This window comes from Xanthocytophaga flava (genome assembly GCF_030068545.1).
GTDB classification, from domain to species: Bacteria; Bacteroidota; Bacteroidia; order Cytophagales; family 172606-1; genus Xanthocytophaga; species Xanthocytophaga flava.
In genome coordinates this window covers 347681-370055 of the sequence record NZ_JASJOR010000005.1, presented here as the reverse complement: position 1 = coordinate 370055, position 22375 = coordinate 347681, and the positions used below count along the sequence as shown (strand labels likewise).

The following is a 22375-nucleotide window of genomic DNA, read 5'->3' as shown; positions in this document are numbered from 1 at the left end:
CACAGTGGGTAGCTACGCAAGATGAACGACCTGCTAAACAGGACCTGTTCTCTTTGAGAGTGTAAAGATAAGAATAGCTTAAAATAATTATAACATTTTTGTTGACTTTACAGACAGTACCTTTTGGGACCAACCTGATATACAAATCCTTAACACAGATATCACACAACTTAGTTGTGATGCCATTGTGAGTCCGGCAAACTCGTTTGGGTTTATGGATGGAGGCTTAGATTATCTACTTTCTGAACGATTTGGCTGGGATTTGCAGGATAGATTACAAAAAGAGATCTCAGAACTGCCAGAACGAGAATTGCTGATAGGCAAAGCGTTGGTCATCCCAACCTTTGATTCTAAGATCCCTTATCTGATTTCGGCACCTACTATGCGAGTACCAATGGATTTCATGATCCATGCTTCTTTGAATGCATATCTGGCCATGAAGGCAATCTTAGTTGCCACAACATCTCATCCTGATATAGCAACGGTAGCCATTCCCGGATTGTGTACCGGAGTGGGTAAAATGCCTTATAGGATAGCTGCCCGTCAGATGTTTTATGCTTATGAAGACATTATCCTTCAGAAGAAAAGAAAGCTTGACAACTTTGGTGATGCTCAGAAATTCCAGATAGAACTCAATCCAGCTGGAATGCTATGGAATTAGCAATCAATTTTAATAACTACAACTATGAAAGATACTTTAGGCGACCGGATGAAAATGTACTATGAAGACAGGACCCGGTTTGCCTTACCCAGACGTACCTATACCATTATCAGAATAGATGGAAAGGCATTTCACACCTATACCCGTGGATTAGCCCGCCCTTTTGATGATCAGTTTATGCAGGATATGGATGCAACTGCCAGCTTTTTATGTGCCAATATTCAGGGAACTCGCTTTGCGTATGTGCAATCAGATGAGATTTCTATTGCTCTAACTGATTTTGATAAACTCACTACTGCAGCCTGGTTTGATGGTAATATTCAGAAAATGGTTTCCATCTCTGCTAGTCTGGCAACAGCGAAGTTCAATGAATTGAGACCAGGGAAACTGGCATATTTTGACAGTCGGGTATTTACTATTCCATTTCAGATAGAAGTTGAAAACTACTTTATCTGGAGACAACAGGATGCTACCCGAAACTCCATTTCTAATGTAGCTCAGTCATTGTATACACACAAAGAGTTGATCAATAAGAGCAGCGTTCAAAAACAGGAGTTGATTTTTCAGAAAGGCATTAACTGGAATGACTATGCTCCCAGATACAAAAGAGGACGCATCATCACCAAAGAATCCTTTGAAAAACAAGGTGCTTTACGCAATCGATGGACTGTAAGTGATGTTCCAATTTTTACTCAGGATCGTTCGTTTCTGCAAAACTTATTAACGCCTGTAGAAACAGAATAATTAAATTCCCTGCTACTTAGTGTAGCAGGGATTACACTAAGCTAATTCAAACCATTGCCCTGTCGTCCAAGGGATAGGACGGTCGGCTTCTACCCGACAAATGAATGTTCGAATCATTCCGGGGTAACCAATGTAAATCACAATTTAATTATACATAAACCTGCAAAACATTTATTTCAGAATGACCACAGAAGGTATAGCACAACTAACCGCCGCAGATATCAGGGAGTTGATTTACGGCTTTGAGAGTGGAACGCTTCCGAAAGAAAAGTGGACACACGAAGCACACTTGCTGATGGCATTGTGGTATCTGTGGTCCTACTCCAGCGATGAGGCGATTCCCAGAATTTGTGAAGGTATACAGAAATACAATATAGCATCCGGAGGTCAGAATACTGATACATCCGGCTACCATGAAACGCTAACCCTTTTCTGGATTTCTGTAGTAGCAAGATTCCTGGAAAAACATATTTTAGAAACGTCTATCGAGGCTCTGGCCAATCAACTTGTAGAAGAAAAATATCCAACATCTCTCCCACTTAACTATTACAGTCGGGAGCAGGTATTTTCAGTACAAGCCCGAAAGAAATGGGTCGAGCCTGATATAAAACCATTGAGCGAATAAAAATAGATTCGTTCATGTAATCTTATGAGCAATAAATTAAACAATAACGAATTAAAGGCAATTGGTATTAAAGATGAAGCCTTGCTGGAAGTAGCAGGCAGATTAGCCAAAAGTCTGATTAAAAATAAAACCTATACCAAAGAAGCTTTACTGGCTTTTTATAAAGAATTATTAAAGAATCCGGATAGCTATACCTCCAATGAATTGTTTGCCGAACTGGCAGAGGAAGTAAAAAGCAGAGCATCTTTGTTCAAAAAATCGCAGGCCATTGTACAAACGTTTGAGTTACGGACTGATACCTTGGCTTATCCAATTTATGGAACTGAGCACATATCAGATGACGCCAAACATCAGATGAATGCAGCAATGCAACTACCTGTAGCTGTAGCAGGAGCACTCATGCCTGATGCACACTCAGGATATGGACTGCCTATTGGAGGGGTACTGGCTACAGAACCTAATATCATCATTCCCTATGCAGTAGGAGTTGATATTGCCTGTAGAATGTGTCTGTCTGTGTTTGACGTTAATGCTATTTTTCTGGATCAGAAAACAAAACTACTGAAACAACATCTGTTAGATCATACCTACTTTGGTCTGGATGGAGAAAATAGAGACCAGTTATCAGATACCATTTTCGATTTGCCTGAATGGAAATCAACTGCTCAGATCAGACAGTTGCGTTATAAGGCAGAAAAACAATTGGGTACTTCCGGTACAGGAAACCATTTTGTAGAATGGGGTATTCTGGATATTACAGAGCAAACACCTGAGTTGAAGTTACCGAAGGGCAAGTATCTGGCTCTATTAAGTCACTCGGGATCGAGAGGATTTGGGGCTAATATTGCGACTCATTACTCAAAGATTGCTACAGAGAAGACGAAACTTCCCCGAGAAGCACAACATCTGGCATGGCTAGATCTGAATACAGAAGAAGGACAGGAATACTGGATTGGAATGAACCTGGCAGGCGACTATGCTTCTGCATGTCATCATCAGATTCATCGTCGGCTAGCACAGGCTATTGGCAGCAAACCTATAGCGATGATTGAGAACCATCACAACTTTGCATGGAAAGAGACCCTGGCAGATGGTCGGGAAGTAATGGTACATCGCAAAGGAGCTACCCCAGCAGGAAAAGGTGTAATGGGCATTATTCCTGGTTCGATGACACAACCCGGTTTTGTAGTACGTGGCAAAGGAGATTCTTCATCGATCTGTTCTGCTTCACATGGTGCAGGCAGACTGTTATCACGTTCCAAAGCCTTAAAAACGATTACCAGACCAGAACTCAAACAAGTACTGGCAGATAAAGGAGTGACCCTGATTGGAGGAGATCTGGATGAAGCCCCTATGGTGTATAAAGACATTAATCAGGTTATGAGTTATCAGAATGATCTGGTTGAAGTACTTGCTCGGTTTACACCTAAGATCGTACGTATGGCAGATCCGGATAAACGTACCAAAGGTTGGGAAGGATAATCTATCCGGTCATTCGGGTCAATAACCTGAATGACCGGATTATTCGTAATTTACAACTATAACTATGAAAACAACACATACCCATCGACTTCAACTTTCAGAACAATCCTTATTGGGTCTGGCAGTTGGAGATGCATTTGGAGAAAAGTTTTTCCTACCTCCTGGTCAACTTGAAACTTATTTGACTAATCGCTGGATACCTTCTGCTCCCTGGGATTTTACGGATGATACCGTTATGGCAATGGGAGTATATGCCAGTCTGCAACAGTATGGAGAGATTAATCAGGATGCTCTTGCCCAAACTTTTGCAGATAACTACCAGAAAGATGACCGGCGAGGATACGGAGGAACAGCCCATAGTATATTACGGCAAATAGGTGCAGGTAGTGACTGGCAAATTGTTTCTTCCTCTGTATTTGATGGAATGGGTTCAATGGGAAATGGAGCAGCAATGCGTGCGGGTTTAATTGGTGCCTACTTTTATGATGATTTACCCAAAGCAGCAGAACAGGCACGTCTATCCGCAGAAGTAACTCATTCTCACCCAGAGGGGCAGGCAGGCGCCATTGCGATAGGTATTGCAGCCGCCTTAGCTTGCCAGGCATCGTTGTTTCAGGTACAATTATCGCCTCAGGAGTTTATCGAAAAAGTATGTGAGTATATACCAGAAGGTGAAACATTATCCAGAAGTAGAAGAGGTATTCATCTATCGCCCAATACAAACATACAAACCATTGTAGAAGTATTGGGTAACGGTTCGGATATCACAGTTCAGCAAACGGTTCCCTTTACACTTTGGGTAACAGCACATCATCTCTATAATTACGAAGAAGCTATCTGGACTACAGTGAATGGATTGGGAGATCGAGATACTACCTGTGCGATAGTAGGGAGTATTGTGTCATTATCTGCTGGTAAGCAAGCCATTCCTGAGCTATGGATTCAGGCAACGGAATCCATTTATGATAGTATATTCCTTCATTTTTTGTAACTATTCTTAAATACGACAACTATGTTCAAACTTTCAGAAATACCTCTTTTTAAAACGCTTGAAAATTCCAAAAGTATCTTACTTGTCGGAGCTGGAGGCGGATATGATATATACTGTGGTTTGCCACTTTATTTTGCTTTGAAAGCAATGGGAAAGGAAGTGCATCTGGCAAATCTGTCATTTACGTATTTACCCATGACCAACTCCGAGAAAGTATTTGATCAGTGTTATTTGGTTAAGGCAGGCGATAAGAACAACCACCAGATCAACTACTTTCCTGAAAAATACCTGGCAGACTGGTTTTTAACTGAACAACAAGAACAGGTTAACATCTATGCATTTGAGCTTTCAGGTGTGCAGCCAACCAAGAAAATCTATGATCAGATTATAGAAAGACATTCCATCGATACAGTGATTCTGATAGATGGAGGTACCGACAGTTTGATGTTTGGAGATGAGGAAGAGCTGGGTACACCTCTGGAAGACAGTTGTTCACTGGTAGCAGTTAACAAAACGTCTGTTAAAAATAAACTACTGGTTTGTCTGGGCTTTGGAGTGGATCGCTTTCATGGCGTTTCACACTTCCGCTTTCTGGAAAATACCTCAAAGATACTCGCAGAAGGTGGCTTCTTGGGAAGTTTTCATTTACTACCTACTATGCCGGAAGTTGAAAAGTATATGTCTGCTGTTAACTATGTTAATCAGCACATGGAACGTCAGAGCATTGTATCTAACTCTATCGTTAGTGCCATAGAAGGAAAATTCGGAGACTTCCACCGCACCCTCCGTACCAGTGGTAGTGAACTCTGGATTAATTCACTGATGTCTATTTACTGGTGCTACCAGGTACAAAATGTAGTACACAATCTTAAGTACTACAATTATATGGCTAACTCACAAACACGTGGGCAGCTCAATCAAGGTCTGTATGATTACCGGCAACAATTGTCAGAAGTCAGGGAAATGCGAAAGATTCCGGTATAGACAGACTCAAACAATGCCTCTGGTTTATAAAGAGGTACATATTACTAACATTATACAATTATGTCATCTAAAGAAGAATTTAAAATAAGTAAAACTCTCAGTTATGTACTGAGACACCGTCCAGATGAAATGGGTATCATTCTTGACGAAAACGGCTATGTAGGAGTAGACGAACTAATTCATCAGTTCAATGCCTACAGCCAGATCAAACTGACACTCGAAAAACTAAAACAAGTAGTAGCCAACAACGACAAGCAACGTTTTGCCTTTAGTGCAGATGGATCGATGATCCGGGCTAGTCAGGGACATTCGGTACATGTTGATCTGGGCTATGAGGCACAGACACCACCTGAGTTTCTGTATCATGGCACAGCAGCTTCTAATCTGCCATCTATTCGAAAATCAGGTCTGGCGAAACGTAGTCGACATCATGTGCATTTATCACCAGATGTAGATACAGCTAAAAATGTGGGTGCCAGACATGGTGTTCCTGTAGTATTACCTATCAAAGCATTGGAAATGCATCAGGATGGAAAGGTATTCTATAAGTCAGCTAATGGTGTATGGCTAACCAATGAGGTACCTGTTGACTATATTATTTTACCTCACTAATGTGGACAGTTATTGAACGCAAAATTGGCAGGGCCGGAAGTATAAAGCAACGACAGGCCCGCCAACGTGAGTGGGATAAAAAATATGGAGAAGGCAATTGGGACACTGGCTATATACTAGATGGTGTATTTATAGACCAGGAAGAAGCTTTTGAGAAGATATACTATCAGAGTTATGCATCACACTTTCAAAATCATCCGGAAGATCTTGTAGAACTAGTGAGAACAGCTAAAAAGCTTCGTAACCCACATGCAGAAGCAACGACAGGAGTAGACTTACAAGTACCTGCTGTTATGGAGTATCTGAAACGAAACCAGTTGCAGTTATCCGGCACTGAAATTGTAGATATCGGCTCCTGGCAGGGTCAGGCATCACATGTCATCAGTATTCGTCTGAGTCCTTTACATATTCAATGCAGCCTGTCTCCTACCCTGACACTTGAACAATTTTGGCAGGAAAAGAAATGTCTGGCGGTTTGGAAAGAAGAGTAAGAGAAAAACACATCACGATAAGAGGATGTCTAAATTATTTATAAAGAAGCGGAAAGGTAGATTTTAGAGCGAACCTATTAGGCTATGAGCCGAAAAATAGGCGAAGGTGCAGCCTAAAACCTACCTTTTCAGCCTTTAAAAATAATTTTAGACCGCCACTAGAAGCATACAGATTTTCATCTTGTATGCTTTTAATACTCCTTAAACTATATGAGTAAGAAAAGTAAAAATGCGTCCACTGCCAGAGATACACTACGCATTCTGGATCAGGGATTCTATATAAATAAGAAAAATCAAAAAGTATCCGTAGCAGCCATACAGCAGAAAGCGGTCAAAGATTCTGTTCATTACAAGCCAGAGATGTTTGCTGATGTATTTAACAAGCGAGATCAGATAGTGCGTCGTGAAGAGAAACAAACAGCAATCGAAGTAATCAATGAGACTACTCTATATGCAGCACAAGCGCTCAAAAATGAGGGATTTGAAAAAGTACTGGCACTGAACTTTGCATCAGCCAAAAATCCAGGCGGAGGTTTTCAGAATGGTGCACAGGCACAGGAAGAAAGTCTGGCAAGGGCATCAGGATTATATCTGACACAAACAGCACATTGGGATATGTATGAGACAAATCGGGGTCTGGAGTCATGCCTGTATACCGATCATATGATTTACTCTCCTAATGTGCCTGTGTTTCGGGATGATGAAGATGAGTTACTGGATACACCTTATACAGTTTCATTTATCACTGCACCAGCTGTCAATGCCGGAGTTGTGATGCAGCGCTCCGACATTGACGATCAGGAGTCTATTCCATCTGTCATGCTGGCCCGCACAGAAAAGGTACTCTCATTAGCTATGATTCATGGCTATCGGGCACTTGTATTGGGAGCATGGGGCTGCGGAGTATTTAGAAATAACCCGGCAGATGTAGCCGAATATTTTCGGTATCACCTAATGGATAATCCGGTATTTCAGAATGTTTTTGAAAAAATACTATTTGCAGTCTGGGATCGTTCAGAAAAGGAAACAACTATTGAATCTTTTCGTAAAGTATTCTTACAACCCAAAATCTAACACACTATGCAAGTAAAAATACAGGATACAGACAATGTATTCGGAAATCGCTACCTGGAAAGCCGCACATTCTTTCTACATACTTTTCAGAAGATTCCCTGCATTATCTGGCTTAATCAGATCAACGTTGAAAAAGCCTATGCCTATATTCAGGAAAAATACAAGGATCTGATACAGGATACATTTCAATATAGTGGCTTTAATCATCAAAAAAAGAAGGTTGAGCATAGTGAGACGTTTATTATACTTTCAACGAAATGCATTGTTGAGTTGTATAACAACTATTGTAAGGTACTGTACTTAACAGAAAACCAGGAGGAGGCACATCAGTTGGTTCAGGAGCTGAGTAAATTCAAGGAGGTTGAAAAGAAATCTGAGTTTGAAATCAATATTATAGTGCGGGGCAGCTATGGTCTTGAACTAAAAAGCATGGAGGTAAAAAAGACTCGCCTCAACCTGGGTTTGTATTACGAGGATGACTTTCAGGAAATAGATGAACACATTCGTAAACGGTTAAACAAGCAGAAAGACAAAGGAATTGTATTATTGCATGGCTTACCCGGAACAGGTAAAACAACCTATCTGCGTTATCTGATTGGTAAACTCAAGAAGAAAGTAATCTTTGTTTCACCAGACGTAGCCACCAACATTGTCAATCCGGAACTTATTGATATGTTGATTGACAATCCAGATTGTGTACTCATCATTGAAGATGCAGAAAATGTAATCAAGGATCGTCAGGCAGATAGCAATTCAGCAGTCTCTAATTTGTTGAATCTCACAGATGGCTTATTGGCAGATTGCCTGAATGTGCAGATCATTTGTACCTTTAACAGTGCACTTTCAGTAGTTGATAATGCTCTTCTTCGGGAAGGACGTTTGATTGCAAAGTATGAATTCAATAAATTATCTGTAGAGAAATCCCGTGCATTATCAGAACATCTGGGTTACAACCGATTGATTTCAGAACCAATGACCATTGCCGAAATTACCAATCCACAGGCTAAGAAGTTCCGATCTAAAGAACCTTTCCGTGTGATTGGGTTTCAGCGGGAAGCGGTCTAAGTTTAATAAGCCAATACAGATGATTTGACTACCATCTGTATTGGTCAAATACTAGTTGAAAACATATATGCTATCTGGCTTTTATAACTTCCGCCATCAGGTATTCCGATTTTATAAAGATGGCACATTTCTGGACTCTCTTATTTACCTGGAACCCCATGAAAAACTAACTACTGCGGACAACCTGGCAGAATGGTTGATAAGGGATACAAAGATTGAAGGTATGTTTCAGGGAACGTATGAAGTAATAGGCAAACGTATCCGATTTAAAACCAAGCCACACTGGGGAGAAGGCAAACAACCCGTTGACTTTTCCGGACTGATAGACAAGGATACAATACTTTTTACTTCAGTTGACAACAATACCCGACGTTGGGAAAGGAATATGCCTTTTGTTAAACTTCCTATGTCCAGAAAACGAAAGAAATAACGAACTACCTAAGCAACAAATAAGTAATGAAATTGCTCATTTGTTTTGTCGCTTTTCTAAAGTTCTGTAATAGCATAAATAGGTCATTTCCTGGTCAATGTCATTTCAAAAAACGGAGTGCCGGATTTACTATCCTCTTTTTCCATCTCTCCTGTCTCCACCCAGTGTTTCTTCTCATTTTGCCAGATAGTGTATTTTATAAAATTCCCATCTCGTATTTTCAGTCGCCAGATAAGTTTATTGTTTTCGACTACAGCATCAGCTACTGTATTTCTTCCATCTCCAGTAAAAGAGGCCATTTTATAAGATTGGGTCTGTAAGTCCCAATAAAATATAGCAAAGGCTTCATGCACTGTATCTTTTCCAGCGAAGCCAACTCCTTTTAATTGTATAGCGGTTCCATTCAAAATCATTTCAATAGTCTCTTTTTGCTTAAAAGATTTCTTCTCTCGCATGGTCATTGATCCTTCGCCCGACCACTCACCAATTAGCCAGCTAAGAGGTGCCATCTTTTGTTGGGCAGTTGTCTTCATACTCTGCCCCAATGTTGGAAATCCAATACAAATCAAAACTACCAATAGTACATTTTTCATCGAGTTGTAAGTTTAAAGGTAAATAATCCATTTATACCTGATAACAGCCTTCAACTGTACTAATAGAAAATCTGTAAAACCATATTTCAATATAAGTGCTATAAATTTCCCAACCTTTATTATTCTTTTATATTTTAGCCAAATACAAAACTACTTATGATTGCCATAGATTCTTCGGTTTACATCTCTGAGCTTACAAAAGGAGATGATTCTGCCATGGTAAAGTGGCTGAATGATGAAGTCATTTATCAAAATACACTTCGTATCCCATTTCCTTACAAAATAGAGCATGCACGTGATTTTCTGCATTATGTACGATTAATGCGGAAGGAACATACCCAACCTACAGAATGGGCAATCCGAAACTATACAGGAGAGATGATTGGTTGTGTTGGTTTTTCCAGAATCTACGGTAAATATTCACATAAAGACGAGCTAGGTTATTGGCTGGCAGCTCCATACAGAGGACAAGGCATTATGACCAGAGTTGTAGCGGTAGTAGCAGACTGGGGGTTTCAGCATTTTGGACTCTGGCGACTTGAAGCTCCCATATTTCCGCATAATCCGGCATCAGGTAAAGTACTTGAGAAAAATGGATTTATAGCAGAAGGAACGCTACACAATTATGTAATGAAAGAAAACAGGCCAATGGATGTAATTATGTATGCAAAAACAAAACGCCTGTAGTGTTACAGGCGTTTTGTTTAGTTTCTCATATTTTTCAGCTTTGTTAGATTCAGGAGTCGTATATTCTTTCCACTAATGTCAATAAGCTTTTCATCCTTAAAATCTGATAATGTCCGTATTACCGTCTCCTTGGAAGCTCCTGCCAGACTCGATAGATCCTCACGGGATACAGGAATTTCAGGAGAGGTTTGCCCTTCTTTTGTATATCGGTCATAGATCATTAATAATGATTCAGCAACTCGTTTCCGAACAGAATTATACGCAAGTTTCAATAACCTCTCCTCTTTCTCAATTACATCATTGGATAACATCTTGATAAACTTATTGGCGACTTCTCTATTCTGATACAATAACGTAAAGAAGTCCTGTCTGTTAACGACTATAATTTCGGCATCATCCAGAGCCGCTGCCGACTCATTGTATTGTGATTCTTCCAGCAAATCTGTATACCCCACAAAATCACCTTCACTATGAAGAGCTGTTATATACTCTCTTCCTTCTTCATTCGTTTTATATGTTTTTACTTTTCCTTTGCTAATAAAGTATAATGCACTTGGATAATCTCCCTCTGAGAATAATAATTGCTTTTTCTTCAATCGTATTACTTTCCGATCACCATTCAATAATTGATTAAGATCACCGGTACTTTTTGCTTCATTGATAAATTCGGTGAGTCCTTCCGCATCTTTCTGAAATGTCTTTCTCAGTGTATCTGTTTTTCTTAAACGCATCTCGATAGCATCCAATAAAGTCAGATCATCAAAAGGTTTAGTCAGATAGTCATCCGCCCCCAGATTCATTCCTTTCCGAAAATCCTCTTTTTCTGTTTTTGCTGTCAGAAAAATGAAAGGTATCCCAGCTGTATTGGAATCTCTGCTCAACAAATGCAATACCCCATATCCATCCAGCTCAGGCATCATAATATCGCAAATAATCAGATCAGGTTTTTCGACTTTGGCAATCTCCACACCTGCTTTTCCATTAGGCGCAGTAAATACGCGATAGCTAGCAAGTTGCAAAATCTCAGCTGTATTTTCCCTTACTTCCGTATTGTCTTCTATTAATAAAATGGATCTCATGGTTTATAGATAAAAGGAAAAGATAATCATTTTTATCAAGGCTACCTTAATTGCTAATTAAGGAGTAGTATGCAAACTTAATGCAGGAGCAGGAATTTTTATACTAAATATAGTTCCATGACTTTCCTGACTTTTAAAAGCTATACTTCCCTGCATCAGGTCTATGTATCGTTTCACAATAGTAAGGCCTAGTCCGGTTCCTTGTATATTGGATGCATTCTGAGCCCGGAAAAACCGAGTAAATAAGTGTCCTTGTTCTGATTCCGGAATTCCAATTCCGTGATCTTCCACCTCTATTTCCAGATTAGCATTTTGAAAATCAGTACGCACTTCTATGGATTTACCCTCTTTGGAATATTTAATAGCATTCGAAATCAGATTGATAAGAATATTACGCGTCAGATTTTTATCCAGCATAATCTCAGCACTACCCTTATGCTCATACTGAATTGTTTGACCTTCCTTCACCAAAGCCTGCATTTCTTCAGTCACTTCACTTGTCAACTCTTTTATATTAAAGGGAACAGGATTGCATTCTACTTTCCCCTCTTCCAGCTTACTGATAGATAAAAAGTCATTTAAAATAGCTGTAAGATTATTAACAGCCGATTTGATACGTCCTATATGTCGTGATCGATTATCTTCATCTCCCTGATTGTTGTATTTGGCAATCAGCGATGCGGAAGATAAAATAGTACTTAGCGGTGTACGAAACTCATGTGAAGCCATTGTCACAAACCGGGATTTTAGTGCATTGAGTTCCCGCTCTTTCTCCAGCGTTTTCAAAATTTCTTTCTCAGCCTTACGCAGGTTTTCATTGGTCTGTTCCAACTCCTGTAATGCCATTGCCAGATCCCGAGTACGTTGCTCCACTCTTTTTTCCAGCGTAGTATTCAGCTTACGGATTTCCGCCAGGTTTTTTGCATGTTCCAGGCTATACCGAATAGACCTTTCCAGATCAAACAGACCAAAAGTGCCTTTAACCAGATAATCAGAAGCTCCTACCTGCAGTGCTCGTTCATCAATTTCCAGATCACTTTTACCTGTCAACAGGATCAGAGGTGCTGTAATACCATGCTGTTGAGCCTCCATAATTAGATCCAATCCACTAAAGGCTCCTATTTGAAAGTCCACAAGATACACATCATGAATGCTTCGGCTTATTATTTCCCGCGCTTTTTCATAGTTAGACTCCCACTCCAGAATATATTTTTTATTGGGAATTTCACTCAATGTATCACGAGTAAGAACAAAATCATCCTCATCATCATCTACCAGTAGTATTTTTATCTCAGTACTCACGTTTGTCTTCGTCATTAGAGATTAAGCGTTTAAATATATAGACGTTATTCCTTATTCTGTTTTATATCTGGTAGTTCAACTATTTCAAGCCAGTAGCGTCCCAGCATTTGTACGACTTCGATCAAAGACTTAAAGGTTACAGGTTTGGTAATAAATGAGTTTACTCCTAAATCGTAACTACGAATAATATCTTCTTCAGCTCTGGAAGTGGTCAGTACAATAATTGGAATAGTCCTCAGTTCAGGATTAGCCTTAATCTCTCGTAATGCCTCTCTGCCGTCTTTTTTAGGCATATTCAGATCCAGGAGAATCATTCCAGGGCGTGGAGACAACAAAGGATTGGTATATTGTCCTTTTCGATAAAGATAATCTGTCAGTTCTTCTCCATCATCTACAAAATAGATCTCATTCAACAGATGACTTTCTTCAAAAGCATCTTTTAATAACATACGATCTTCCTCGTCATCATCAGCAATCAGAATAATAACACTCTTATTGTTTTTGGCAGACATAGAGTTTATAGTATTTTAATTTGTTCAGAAGCCAAATATATTTCTGACTCCTATAGATCTGCAATGATTCTTTTATAAAATGGTTTCACCATATTTTATGGCATGTTTTATAGAAAGAGTTACGACAAAAGTAGATCCTTTTCCTATCTGGCTATGAGCTGTAATAGTTCCCCCATGATGGGTTGCTATCTTGCGACAAACCGCTAATCCAATTCCAGAGCCTTCGTATTTGCGTCCTTCAAGTCGTTGAAATATATTAAAAATGCGATCAAGGTATTTCTCATCAAAGCCAATCCCATTATCCGCTACACTTATTTCCAGCATTTCGTCACCTGGCGTTGCACTAAGATGTGCTTTTATTTGTTTTACTTCCGAAGAAATATGTATTCGGGGAGCTTCATCTGGCTTTCTAAACTTAATCGCGTTGGAAATCAGATTCTGAAATAACTGCCGCATTTGAGTAGGCTGAGCTTCAATTGTTGGCAGCTCGTCTACCACTATAGTTGCATTATTTTTCTCAATGAGTATTTCCAAGTCTGTTAGAACTTCCTGAATAATCGTGTTCAAACTAACAGACACAAACTCCATTTGCTTAGACACTCTTGAAAAGGCCAGTAAATCGTTAATTAACTTTTGCATACGTGCAGAAGCACTTAACATCCGTTCCAGATAATCTTTACCTTGGTCACTTAGATTTTCGCCCTCTTTCATCATCAAACGATCTCCAAAGGCCTGTATCTTTCGAAGAGGCTCCTGCAAATCATGCGAAGACACATAGGCAAAGTCTTGTAGCTCAATATTGCTACGTTCTAACTCAGCAGCATAACGGCGCAATTTTTCCTGTGCCAGCTTTAAGTCAGAGATATCATGTATAATACCCGTAAATATCTTACCACTGGACAGATTGACCTCACTGACACTTAGATGGAACGGAAATCTGGTCCCATCTTTTCGCAAACCAGTAACCTCCCGTCCAATCCCAATAATACGTCCAATTCCAGTCTGGTGATAATTGTGGATGTATTGATCATGATTGCGTCTATCCGGGTTAGGCATTAATATAGAGATATTTTCCCCTATCAACTCTTCAGGAACATACCCAAAAAGTTTTGAAGCAGCAGGATTTACCATCTCGATCAAACCGGTGCTGTCAATAGTAATGATACCATCAATAGCATGATCAAAGATAGCCCGTAATTGCGATGTTGTTTCCAAATGTGATAGTCCTTCCATTCTATCCAATTTTCCCCTTAATTTGGAACTCTTCAAATGATCTTTATCATTTTCCCCCTCGTGTTTCATCAGTCTGATTATTAAATTTATTTCACAATAACCTTTGTATTTTGAGCTGAAATATAACAAAAAGTCCATACCTGTTGTCAGATATTATCCAACACTATCGTTTTTAAGATATAGATTTCACTCTAACGAGATAGCGCAGCCAGCTAATTTATGATGTAAGTTGGCATCAAAAGATATGCCTGTAGAAGATTGCTATTGCAGACTATAGCTCTCTAATCACAGCAAAGTCACTGCAGAGGTAGTAAAAGTAAAAAATAAGGTCAAGGAAAGCCAACTTGACAAATCCCATTTATCAGGAAGTAAGTATAGAATAGTCTAATAAGCTATTCCACTTTCATTGAAAGATACAGGCTTCCAGATTCCATCCAGCAGTACATGTAGATGCTGGTATCCAATCTCTCCTAGCAAACTTAGTGTCTCAGCAAAGAAGCCTGCCATCTCTCTGGGATGATGAGCATCCGAACTTATGGTAACAGGAATCCCCAAGTGAAAAGCTTGCTCTAAGGTCCATTTTCCAGGATATGTTTCAACAGCACGCTTCTTATATAATCCTCTCGTATTCACTTCCATAATGAGTCCGGAACCAGCTATTGTTTGCAACGTTTTGAGTACTTCTTCCCGATACCAATCTGCAGTCTCATCAAATAAAGGAGTAAATTGGTTTTGCATTTTTATTTTATCCAGGTGTCCTACTACACTTGGTTTATCTTCTACAACCATCTGCCGGATTTGCTCATAGTATTGTGTAACTGCCCGCTGAATATCGTTTCCAAATATCTCTTTAAGTCCTTGTAAAAAAGTACTGTGGGCACCATCAATTTCCCATCTTGCTCCATTAGCCATTGTCCCTGCAAAATGGACAGAACCTATACTATAATCCAGGTTCAGATCTTGAATAAACGGATTTTTCACTCCCATTATGCCAGGGATATAATCTACTTCCAATCCATAGTAAAGTTGCAATTTCCCTTGCCACCTATCTTTTAACTTCTGAATCTCTGTAAAATATCGGTCTATTGAATCTTCTTTCATACACCATTTGCATTCGAATGGTATCGGAGCATGAGAAGAAAACCCATAAGCAACAAACTTTTGACGAAATGCTTCTGTAGCATAGTAATTAGGAGGGTATTTGCCGTCACAAAAGTTTGTATGACTATGATAGTTTGTCCAGGACATGATGGTCTGTGCAGCTTATATTCTATATATGAGGAGGATAGCAATCTAATATAGATTGTTAAAGGTAGAGTGAATCTGACTGAAAGTCAAAAACAATTCGGATAATTCCTTAAAGAAAAACCTAAAATAAAAAAGCACCTTTTATAGAAGATGCTTTTTTATTAGAATAGTATAATATCAGTCATGAGCCTTTACAATATGCTCCAAAATAAATTCACGAATATGATGTGAAGGATGCGGCATTAAACTGATACTTACTGCAGCCAGCGTACGGATATCAGGTTTTCGTTTGATTAAGGACTTAAATAAGTAACTTCTGGCCTCACGTACTTTACTCTCCTTTAATAAGGCTATTCCCATACTTGTCGAAGCATGCTGCCAGCGATATTCTATGTAACTAAGCATTTCAGGAGATAAAGAAGGTTCATCCATTTCTTCTGCCAGAATAATACTATAACAATCCATTTGACTGGCAGCTCGCTTCATCTTATGAGCTAATGTTTCATATTTACCAGTTTCACTCTCACTATGAATACGATATAACGTTAGCTTTTCTTCAATGAAATAGGCTCCCATTCCTGTCTTTGCGAGCATGTAGGGCAAATAAACATCCCACATCGGCCCAACTTTCGCAGGGATCTTATTCCAATCAATAGCCTCTCTACGAATTACTGCTGATGAGGCAGGTTGTATAGCAAGATCTTTCAGTGCTACCTCCATAAAAGGCTGATAGACCTGTTGCTTTAACTTATGCCTGCCAATATCGTGATTATATTCAAAGGTGCGTTCTTCATTGATCTTTCCATGCTCATCTATCACCCATTGATTACAAAAGGTTAGAATCAGATTGGGATTCTCTTCTAATGGGGGTACCATTTTCTCCAGAAAATCTTTTTCCCATAAGTCATCATCATGTAAACTGGCCACATATTTTCCTGTAGCCATTTTAAAACCATTGATGTGATTGTCAAACATGCTTACAGCAGGATCATATCGATGGAACCGTATTCTGGAGTCATGAAATGAGTCAACGATTGGCTGAGCAGATTCAGGGCTTCCATTATCAGAAACAATGATCTCGATGTTTTTATAAGTCTGATTTATTGCACTTGCAATCGCCAGTTTTAAATAATCCGGCCGATTATATGTTGGCAATGTAATACTTACTAATGGCTCAATTTGTAATTTCATTTTTCTATCACTTTCTGATTTTTAGCCAGTTAAACTTTATATCATCCCTCCGAGGTTTGTTTCTGTAGTAAAATTATATATTCTAACGAAATAATTCATATTTAATCGCTTAATTTTGTTTGCATGTTCTTTTCCAGTATGGGTTTCCAGAAAGAATATCCATGTTTTTTCCATCCATGGCAGCCAAAAGGTAATGATTGAACAGAATCTCTCACACTTACAAAATTCTCATCATTCTCTTTTGGTAATTCAATAGAAAAAGATCGTGCCGTCGATTCAGGAGCAACTCGAAAAAAAGGATTCATCTGTGGTAGGCGCACACTCCAAAAAAAATCCTCGCTATATACCAGATTGGATCGTTTGATTAGTGGTCCATAAAAGCTACAACTCCGGTAAAACGCAGTTACCTTACGTAGTGAAAAGCCTCCATTCTGGAAATCGGACACTTTCAGATAGTTTCTTTTCTGAAGCCAGCGTAGTAATCTTGAGGTTTTAATATAATCTTCTACAAATGGGATATTGTGTATGACCGATCCAACATAATCATAGCCTTTATTGCACCAATCTTCAAGATCATCACTAAAAGCAAAAGCATCCAGATGGGCAATCAGGATATATTCATAATGAAGAAATCGCTTATAAAATGTTTTCTCCACCATTAACCGATTATACCCCAGATAGCCATTCCAGCTAAACTCTTCAAAAATAATACTCGGATGTTTTACCTCATCTATCGCAGTCTGATATACTCCAACATCCAAGCCCTCTTTTTTCATAAATACAATAGGATATTTATGAAACAATTTGAGGAAATATTTTAATACTGAAATCTCGTCTTGATGAGGTTGTGCCTCATAAATAGGGATAACAATGGCAACACGTTGCCGTTTATTTTTTTTCATAGGTAAGTAAGTTAGATTAAAATCTTTCTTTCTTACCGGGCTAGTAACCTTTTGAGTTTTTTCTTTACTTTCTTAAAAAGAGTAGTACGTAAATGCTGACTATAATATAAATTATCAGATTCGATATCTCGAATAACAAAAGAAGGATGTCTTAAAGGCAGTGTTATATCTTTGGTTTCAGCAACTGCAAAGCCTACTGTTTCAAATGTATGGGTAGCTCCTTCCCCAAAACCTATATTTTTCACTAAACTGACGTTAGGAACTATAGACAATCCGGAATTACTGAATTTAGTAAACTCCCACTGAAAGTCCCACCAGCTAACAGAAGGTAAGCGACGATATGCTTCATCCAGACAATTGATCATCCATTCAACCTTTTCCTTGTAGAAATGAAAAGACTCTATGTAGCCCTTGTCTTTTATTTCCTGAAAGTGAGGGATTGTGTAATTATATAAATTCCATGCACGTCGCCAGGTAGCCCATCCCCACGTAATACCTGCTTCTGAAAAGTAATAATCATAATCCGGATCTTTGCGCCATCCTAGTAATGGATTCACTCCCGATATCTGCATAATCCGTGTATCATTACGATATTTTTCCAATAGTTCTTCACAATACCAGAAGAAGCTTTCGCTAGGCAAGCAATCATCTTCCAGAATAATTCCAGTCTCTTCATTCTCAAATAACCAGCTAATAGCTGTTGATGGTCCTACTCCACAGCCAAGATTATGATCCTGAAATAATGTCTTTACCTCACAATCCCAATCTACTCTTTTTATGATGTCCCGTGTAGCCTGAGCCTGCTCAGCTTCGCCTTCCTTATTAGCACGAGGGCCATCTGCTGCTACATATAATTTTGTAGGTTTAGCCTTTCGGATTGCGTCAAAAACTTTTTCAGTTGTATCAAGCCTTTTAAATATAATCAATAAGACAGGTGTTTGCAGTGTGCGACCTGTTGATTTATGATCAGACATACTTTTAATTTCTAGAAAATGGCATCAAACTTATCAGCGTGTACATTGCTGTACTAATCTTTCCTATCTAGTGGACAAAATAGCCACCCATTCTGCGCAAATACCCTATCAATAAATAGGATGGGACAAAATAAAATGGACAATTCTTAAATGTAAATCGGGTAAAGTCTTTCAGATTTCCTCCTCCCTTAATGCTAAACAAATGGTTGTAATAGTTCTTGAAGTTTTTCTTTACCTTATTTTTCCGATCTCCAGACTCTTCAGGGTAAGTCATCAGTTTCGCGTCATAATTGATGTAATTGGGGAATCCATTTCGTAGAGCTGTATGTGTGAAATCTACATCTCCATAATAATGTGGAAATCTTGCAGCATCAAATAAGCCTACTTTTTCAAATACGGCTCTAGGGATTAACAAGCCCCGCCCTGGAAGCCAGGATACAGGATGCAGTCCGGTCCGTTTTGGAGCAGGTATTCCATCTATTATATTTTTAGTAGTTGCCAATACCCAATCAATCTTCTCGCCTCCATAAATAACATTCTTAGTAGCAACATCTATTTCTAATGCACCAATTACGCCTTTAGGATCTTTCTTACTAGCTTCAATTGTTTTTTCAATAAAGTCTTCAGTTGGCAAGGTGTCATTATTTAGAGTCATCACTGCTTCAGCACCATGATCCAATGCATATTGAATACCCATATTTACAGCGGCAGTCCAAAACAGATCTCCTCCTCCATCAATTAGTATTACTTCTGGAAATTCTGTTTTAACCATTTCATCTGTACCATCAGTAGAGCCATCATCGACAATAACAACCTTAAAATCTTGTACAGTCTGCTTCCGTAATGAAAGCAAGCATTCGCGTGTAAAGTTTTTCCGATTAAAAACAGGAATAACAATCCATATCATAATTTTGCTGGTAAGTGTTTTACAGTCAGGAAATAGAAAGATTTATTGAAAAACAGAACTATAACAATACATATTCTGTACAGAAAGCAGAATACATACAAAATAATCGTGGTAAAATAAGTGACTGCAATTTATTAGTGATCTCTCTGATTCTAAGCAGGTTTCTTATTAATTTATACGCTTTGGTTGTGAAAAGTAAACTTAAAATCAGAGAGAGAAGGCTGTTATGCCATGAAATTCATTTGAATTTATCATTTTTTTTATGCTGTAACTTTTTCGCGTTTATAACGCATGAATTCATTATAAGATATAGCCATAAAAAGCACAACTACAGTGAACACCATAAAATAGTTTTTATTATATATCCCATAAATAGATTCAGAAGTACCGGATAACATAAAGTAGGCCAAAAAGCCGATTACTGCCAGAGCTCGAGGAAAGCCTTGCTTGAAAGCATAAATGGCATTTCCCAGAATAACAAACATAAAAACAAAGAATATAAAGGTGCCAATGTAACCCATATCAAATACCATTTGAAAGAAGTAGTTGTGAGTAACCATACTTTCTGCAACATCACCACTCCCGAAAATCCATGCATATCTCTTAGAAACCCCAGAAGCTGCTTGTCCCATCTCTCCATATCCTATAAAATGTTTAAATTTAGGCTCTGATAGTTCCTTAACACATTCTTCCCAGATAGCAGACCGGTTATTACCTGTAGCCAAATCCCCTTCCTGTCTCGATACCTGGCTACCCAGTCCGGTTTCTGAGATAAAAGCTAATACAGATAACATGATAAAAGGCAATAAAGGAGACAGAATGGGCATAATTTTAAATGCACCCAAGAAACGTGTTCTTGAAAGGAGAAATACACCCAAAGTTGCCATAAGAGTATTAATAATGGTACCACGAGAATCTACCATTAATAAAAAGAGTCCACCAATAACAAGAAAGATATACAATAACTTTTTAAGCTTGGGGCTGATCCCTTTCTGTCTTACCAGTAGAAGAGCCATTACCACAACACCTCCTGTATAAATCCCCATGGTATTAGGGTGAGCATTTATTATGGGTAATAAGCGCTTTTCTGTATGTATTCCAATCAAACTCAACACCAGATGGGATTCAGCACCTTCTTCAGAATTTACCTGAGCCTGATTAAAGAAAGCAATAAACAGAATAAGATAGAATGCAGCTTCAATGGCAATAGTTAGAAAAAAGACATATAAAACCTTTTGTACATTCTTTTCAAAACCATCATTGTTTCGAAACTGGTAGCTAATGAATAAATACACAAATATTGGAAATAGTGTGTATTTAAGTAACATGGTGATAATTCCTAAGCCTCCGGCAATAGCATCTGAGTTAATTCTGGCGACAGCAATAATAAAGGTTAGAAAAGATAAGAAATAAACTGCAAGGTTTTTCTTATTCCAATGAGTTCCTATATACAACTGTTGCTTCTCTATAAAAGCAAAATGTCCTACTCCTAATCCAAGCACAGCTAAAGGCAATAGATTAGTTAGTGCATTCTCACCTAAGAACGCTTCCAGATCAATGGATAATGCTAAAAATACAATAGGAAAATAATACAATTTCTTTTACCGTTAATATTTAATAACTCTGAAAATATTTCATTTACCCTCTAGCATCAAAACCATCTATACCAATCAGACCATAGATTTTACGTGTCACCATTCGATTCATCAAATTCTTGAAGTATCTTTCATCTGACTTCACATCACGTATGACAAAAGGAGGATGCTTCAGTGGAACTTCAATGGTCCCAGATTTATTTTCAGCACGTTTGTCTTTAGTACTAAGCGTATGGGTAGCACCTTCTCCAAAACCTATATTTTCAATTAGATTTACATTAGGGACAATAGCTAGCCCAGAGTTTATATGCACTGTAAAATTCCACTGATAGTCCCACCAATTAACATTATCCTTACCATAAGTATTAGCAATCTTGCTCAAACGGTACTTTTGTTCCAGTTTTGAAGTATAATATCCATCCAGATATCCTTTCTCTACAATCTCAGGATATTTACTTACCCCATAATCAAATAGTTTCCAGGCTCTGCGCCAGCTTGCCCATCCCCATTCGTGAGGATAGGTTGAGAAATAATAAGAGTAGTCCGAATCACGTTTCCATCCGTTCTGAAAGTTGCTACCTGTTATATGCATGATTCGTGAGTCATGACGATACTTCTCCAGTAATTCTTCACAATACCAGAAGAAACTTTGATCTGGCAAACAGTCATCCTCCAGAATAATTCCTTCTTCCTCATGGGAAAAGAACCAGTCAAAAGCTGAAGAAGGACCAATTCCACATCCTACATTATCATCCAGAAAACGTGTTTTCAATTCACAATCCCAATCTACACGGGTAGCAATTTCACGGGTTATACGGGATTTTTCAGCTTCACCCTCCTTATGAGGACGAGGGCCATCCGCTGCTACATACAAACGCGGAGGTTTAGCTTTCCGAATCGCTTCAAATACAACTTCTGTTGTGTCTGGACGATTAAATACAACAAACAAAACAGCTGTCTTCAGAGGTTTCGGAGGTACAAAAGAGTTCATAT

At 38.7% G+C, this 22375-nt stretch carries 24 protein-coding genes and 1 tRNA gene; 13 read left to right on the top strand and 12 right to left on the bottom strand.

The features are described from left to right. Positions 1 to 187 precede the first annotated feature (187 nt). The 12 genes from QNI15_RS10685 (at position 188) to QNI15_RS10630 (ending at position 9159) form a co-directional block, all read left to right on the top strand. Positions 188 to 661 carry a macro domain-containing protein gene (locus QNI15_RS10685; RefSeq protein ID WP_314031710.1) on the top strand — a complete coding sequence of 158 codons (474 nt, stop codon included), beginning with the start codon at positions 188 to 190 and terminating at the stop codon, positions 659 to 661. A 24-nt stretch (positions 662 to 685) separates the two neighbouring features. Next, positions 686 to 1405: a tRNA(His) guanylyltransferase Thg1 family protein gene (locus QNI15_RS10680; protein WP_314031709.1), complete on the top strand. Its 720-nt coding sequence runs from the start codon at positions 686 to 688 to the stop codon at positions 1403 to 1405. A gap of 55 nt (positions 1406 to 1460) precedes the next feature. Further along, positions 1461 to 1535, top strand: a tRNA-Arg gene (locus QNI15_RS10675). Between the two features lie 51 nt (positions 1536 to 1586). Then, complete coding sequence (locus tag QNI15_RS10670; RefSeq protein WP_314031707.1) at positions 1587 to 2030, top strand: hypothetical protein; 444 nt, start codon at positions 1587 to 1589, stop codon at positions 2028 to 2030. 24 nt (positions 2031 to 2054) lie between these two features. Continuing rightward, a complete protein-coding gene (locus tag QNI15_RS10665) occupies positions 2055 to 3512 on the top strand; it encodes an RtcB family protein (protein ID WP_314031706.1) in 1458 nt (485 codons plus the stop codon). A 64-nt stretch (positions 3513 to 3576) separates the two neighbouring features. Next, positions 3577 to 4503: an ADP-ribosylglycohydrolase family protein gene (locus tag QNI15_RS10660; protein WP_314031705.1), complete on the top strand. Its 927-nt coding sequence runs from the start codon at positions 3577 to 3579 to the stop codon at positions 4501 to 4503. A gap of 21 nt (positions 4504 to 4524) precedes the next feature. Then, positions 4525 to 5487, top strand: a complete 963-nt coding sequence (locus QNI15_RS10655; protein WP_314031704.1) for a DUF1152 domain-containing protein — start codon at positions 4525 to 4527, stop codon at positions 5485 to 5487. Between the two features lie 60 nt (positions 5488 to 5547). Then, complete coding sequence (locus tag QNI15_RS10650) at positions 5548 to 6099, top strand: RNA 2'-phosphotransferase (RefSeq protein ID WP_314031703.1); 552 nt, start codon at positions 5548 to 5550, stop codon at positions 6097 to 6099. Then, positions 6099 to 6590 (top strand): hypothetical protein, encoded by a 492-nt coding sequence (locus QNI15_RS10645; RefSeq protein WP_313997994.1) that lies wholly within the window; start codon positions 6099 to 6101, stop codon positions 6588 to 6590. The genes QNI15_RS10650 and QNI15_RS10645 overlap by 1 nt, the downstream gene beginning before the upstream one ends. A 210-nt stretch (positions 6591 to 6800) precedes the next feature. Beyond that, positions 6801 to 7664 (top strand): TIGR02452 family protein, encoded by an 864-nt coding sequence (locus QNI15_RS10640; protein WP_314031701.1) that lies wholly within the window; start codon positions 6801 to 6803, stop codon positions 7662 to 7664. Between the two features lie 6 nt (positions 7665 to 7670). Beyond that, entirely contained in the window at positions 7671 to 8729 is a 1059-nt protein-coding gene (locus tag QNI15_RS10635) for an AAA family ATPase (protein WP_313997990.1), read from the top strand. A gap of 67 nt (positions 8730 to 8796) precedes the next feature. Next, positions 8797 to 9159 (top strand): hypothetical protein, encoded by a 363-nt coding sequence (locus tag QNI15_RS10630; RefSeq protein WP_313997988.1) that lies wholly within the window; start codon positions 8797 to 8799, stop codon positions 9157 to 9159. An 83-nt stretch (positions 9160 to 9242) separates the two neighbouring features. On the opposite strand, the gene QNI15_RS10625 is transcribed toward QNI15_RS10630, so the two are convergent. Continuing rightward, positions 9243 to 9752, bottom strand: coding sequence for a hypothetical protein (locus tag QNI15_RS10625; RefSeq protein WP_313997986.1), 510 nt, complete (start codon positions 9750 to 9752; stop codon positions 9243 to 9245). Between the two features lie 156 nt (positions 9753 to 9908). On the opposite strand from QNI15_RS10625, the gene QNI15_RS10620 reads away from it, so the two are divergent. Continuing rightward, the gene (locus QNI15_RS10620) at positions 9909 to 10439 is read left to right on the top strand and encodes a GNAT family N-acetyltransferase (RefSeq protein ID WP_314031699.1); all 531 of its coding nucleotides are present in this window, start codon (positions 9909 to 9911) and stop codon (positions 10437 to 10439) included. A 17-nt stretch (positions 10440 to 10456) separates the two neighbouring features. Here QNI15_RS10620 and QNI15_RS10615 read toward each other — a convergent pair whose 3' ends face one another. The 11 genes from QNI15_RS10615 to QNI15_RS10565 all read right to left on the bottom strand — a co-directional run bounded on the left by QNI15_RS10615 (position 10457) and on the right by QNI15_RS10565 (position 22373). After that, the gene (locus QNI15_RS10615; RefSeq protein WP_313997982.1) at positions 10457 to 11518 is read right to left on the bottom strand and encodes a response regulator; all 1062 of its coding nucleotides are present in this window, start codon (positions 11516 to 11518) and stop codon (positions 10457 to 10459) included. Between the two features lie 57 nt (positions 11519 to 11575). After that, positions 11576 to 12835, bottom strand: a complete 1260-nt coding sequence (locus tag QNI15_RS10610; protein WP_313997980.1) for a hybrid sensor histidine kinase/response regulator — start codon at positions 12833 to 12835, stop codon at positions 11576 to 11578. Positions 12836 to 12864: 29 nt separating this feature from the next. Beyond that, on the bottom strand, positions 12865 to 13332 hold the full coding sequence (locus tag QNI15_RS10605) for a response regulator (RefSeq protein ID WP_313997978.1): 468 nt from the start codon (positions 13330 to 13332) through the stop codon (positions 12865 to 12867). Between the two features lie 72 nt (positions 13333 to 13404). Beyond that, positions 13405 to 14547 (bottom strand): sensor histidine kinase, encoded by a 1143-nt coding sequence (locus QNI15_RS10600; RefSeq protein WP_314031698.1) that lies wholly within the window; start codon positions 14545 to 14547, stop codon positions 13405 to 13407. Between the two features lie 402 nt (positions 14548 to 14949). Beyond that, the gene (locus QNI15_RS10595; protein WP_314031697.1) at positions 14950 to 15813 is read right to left on the bottom strand and encodes a histidinol-phosphatase; all 864 of its coding nucleotides are present in this window, start codon (positions 15811 to 15813) and stop codon (positions 14950 to 14952) included. A gap of 177 nt (positions 15814 to 15990) precedes the next feature. Continuing rightward, positions 15991 to 17004, bottom strand: a complete 1014-nt coding sequence (locus QNI15_RS10590) for a glycosyltransferase family 2 protein (RefSeq protein WP_313997972.1) — start codon at positions 17002 to 17004, stop codon at positions 15991 to 15993. 101 nt (positions 17005 to 17105) lie between these two features. Beyond that, positions 17106 to 17906, bottom strand: a complete 801-nt coding sequence (locus tag QNI15_RS10585; RefSeq protein ID WP_314031696.1) for a DUF5672 family protein — start codon at positions 17904 to 17906, stop codon at positions 17106 to 17108. Between the two features lie 32 nt (positions 17907 to 17938). Next, on the bottom strand, positions 17939 to 18880 hold the full coding sequence (locus QNI15_RS10580) for a nucleotide-diphospho-sugar transferase (RefSeq protein ID WP_314031695.1): 942 nt from the start codon (positions 18878 to 18880) through the stop codon (positions 17939 to 17941). A 67-nt stretch (positions 18881 to 18947) separates the two neighbouring features. After that, a complete protein-coding gene (locus tag QNI15_RS10575) occupies positions 18948 to 19787 on the bottom strand; it encodes a glycosyltransferase family 2 protein (RefSeq protein ID WP_314031693.1) in 840 nt (279 codons plus the stop codon). Between the two features lie 260 nt (positions 19788 to 20047). Further along, entirely contained in the window at positions 20048 to 21382 is a 1335-nt protein-coding gene (locus tag QNI15_RS10570) for an O-antigen ligase family protein (RefSeq protein ID WP_313997966.1), read from the bottom strand. Between the two features lie 43 nt (positions 21383 to 21425). Continuing rightward, positions 21426 to 22373, bottom strand: a complete 948-nt coding sequence (locus QNI15_RS10565) for a nucleotide-diphospho-sugar transferase (RefSeq protein ID WP_313997963.1) — start codon at positions 22371 to 22373, stop codon at positions 21426 to 21428. Positions 22374 to 22375 lie beyond the last annotated feature (2 nt).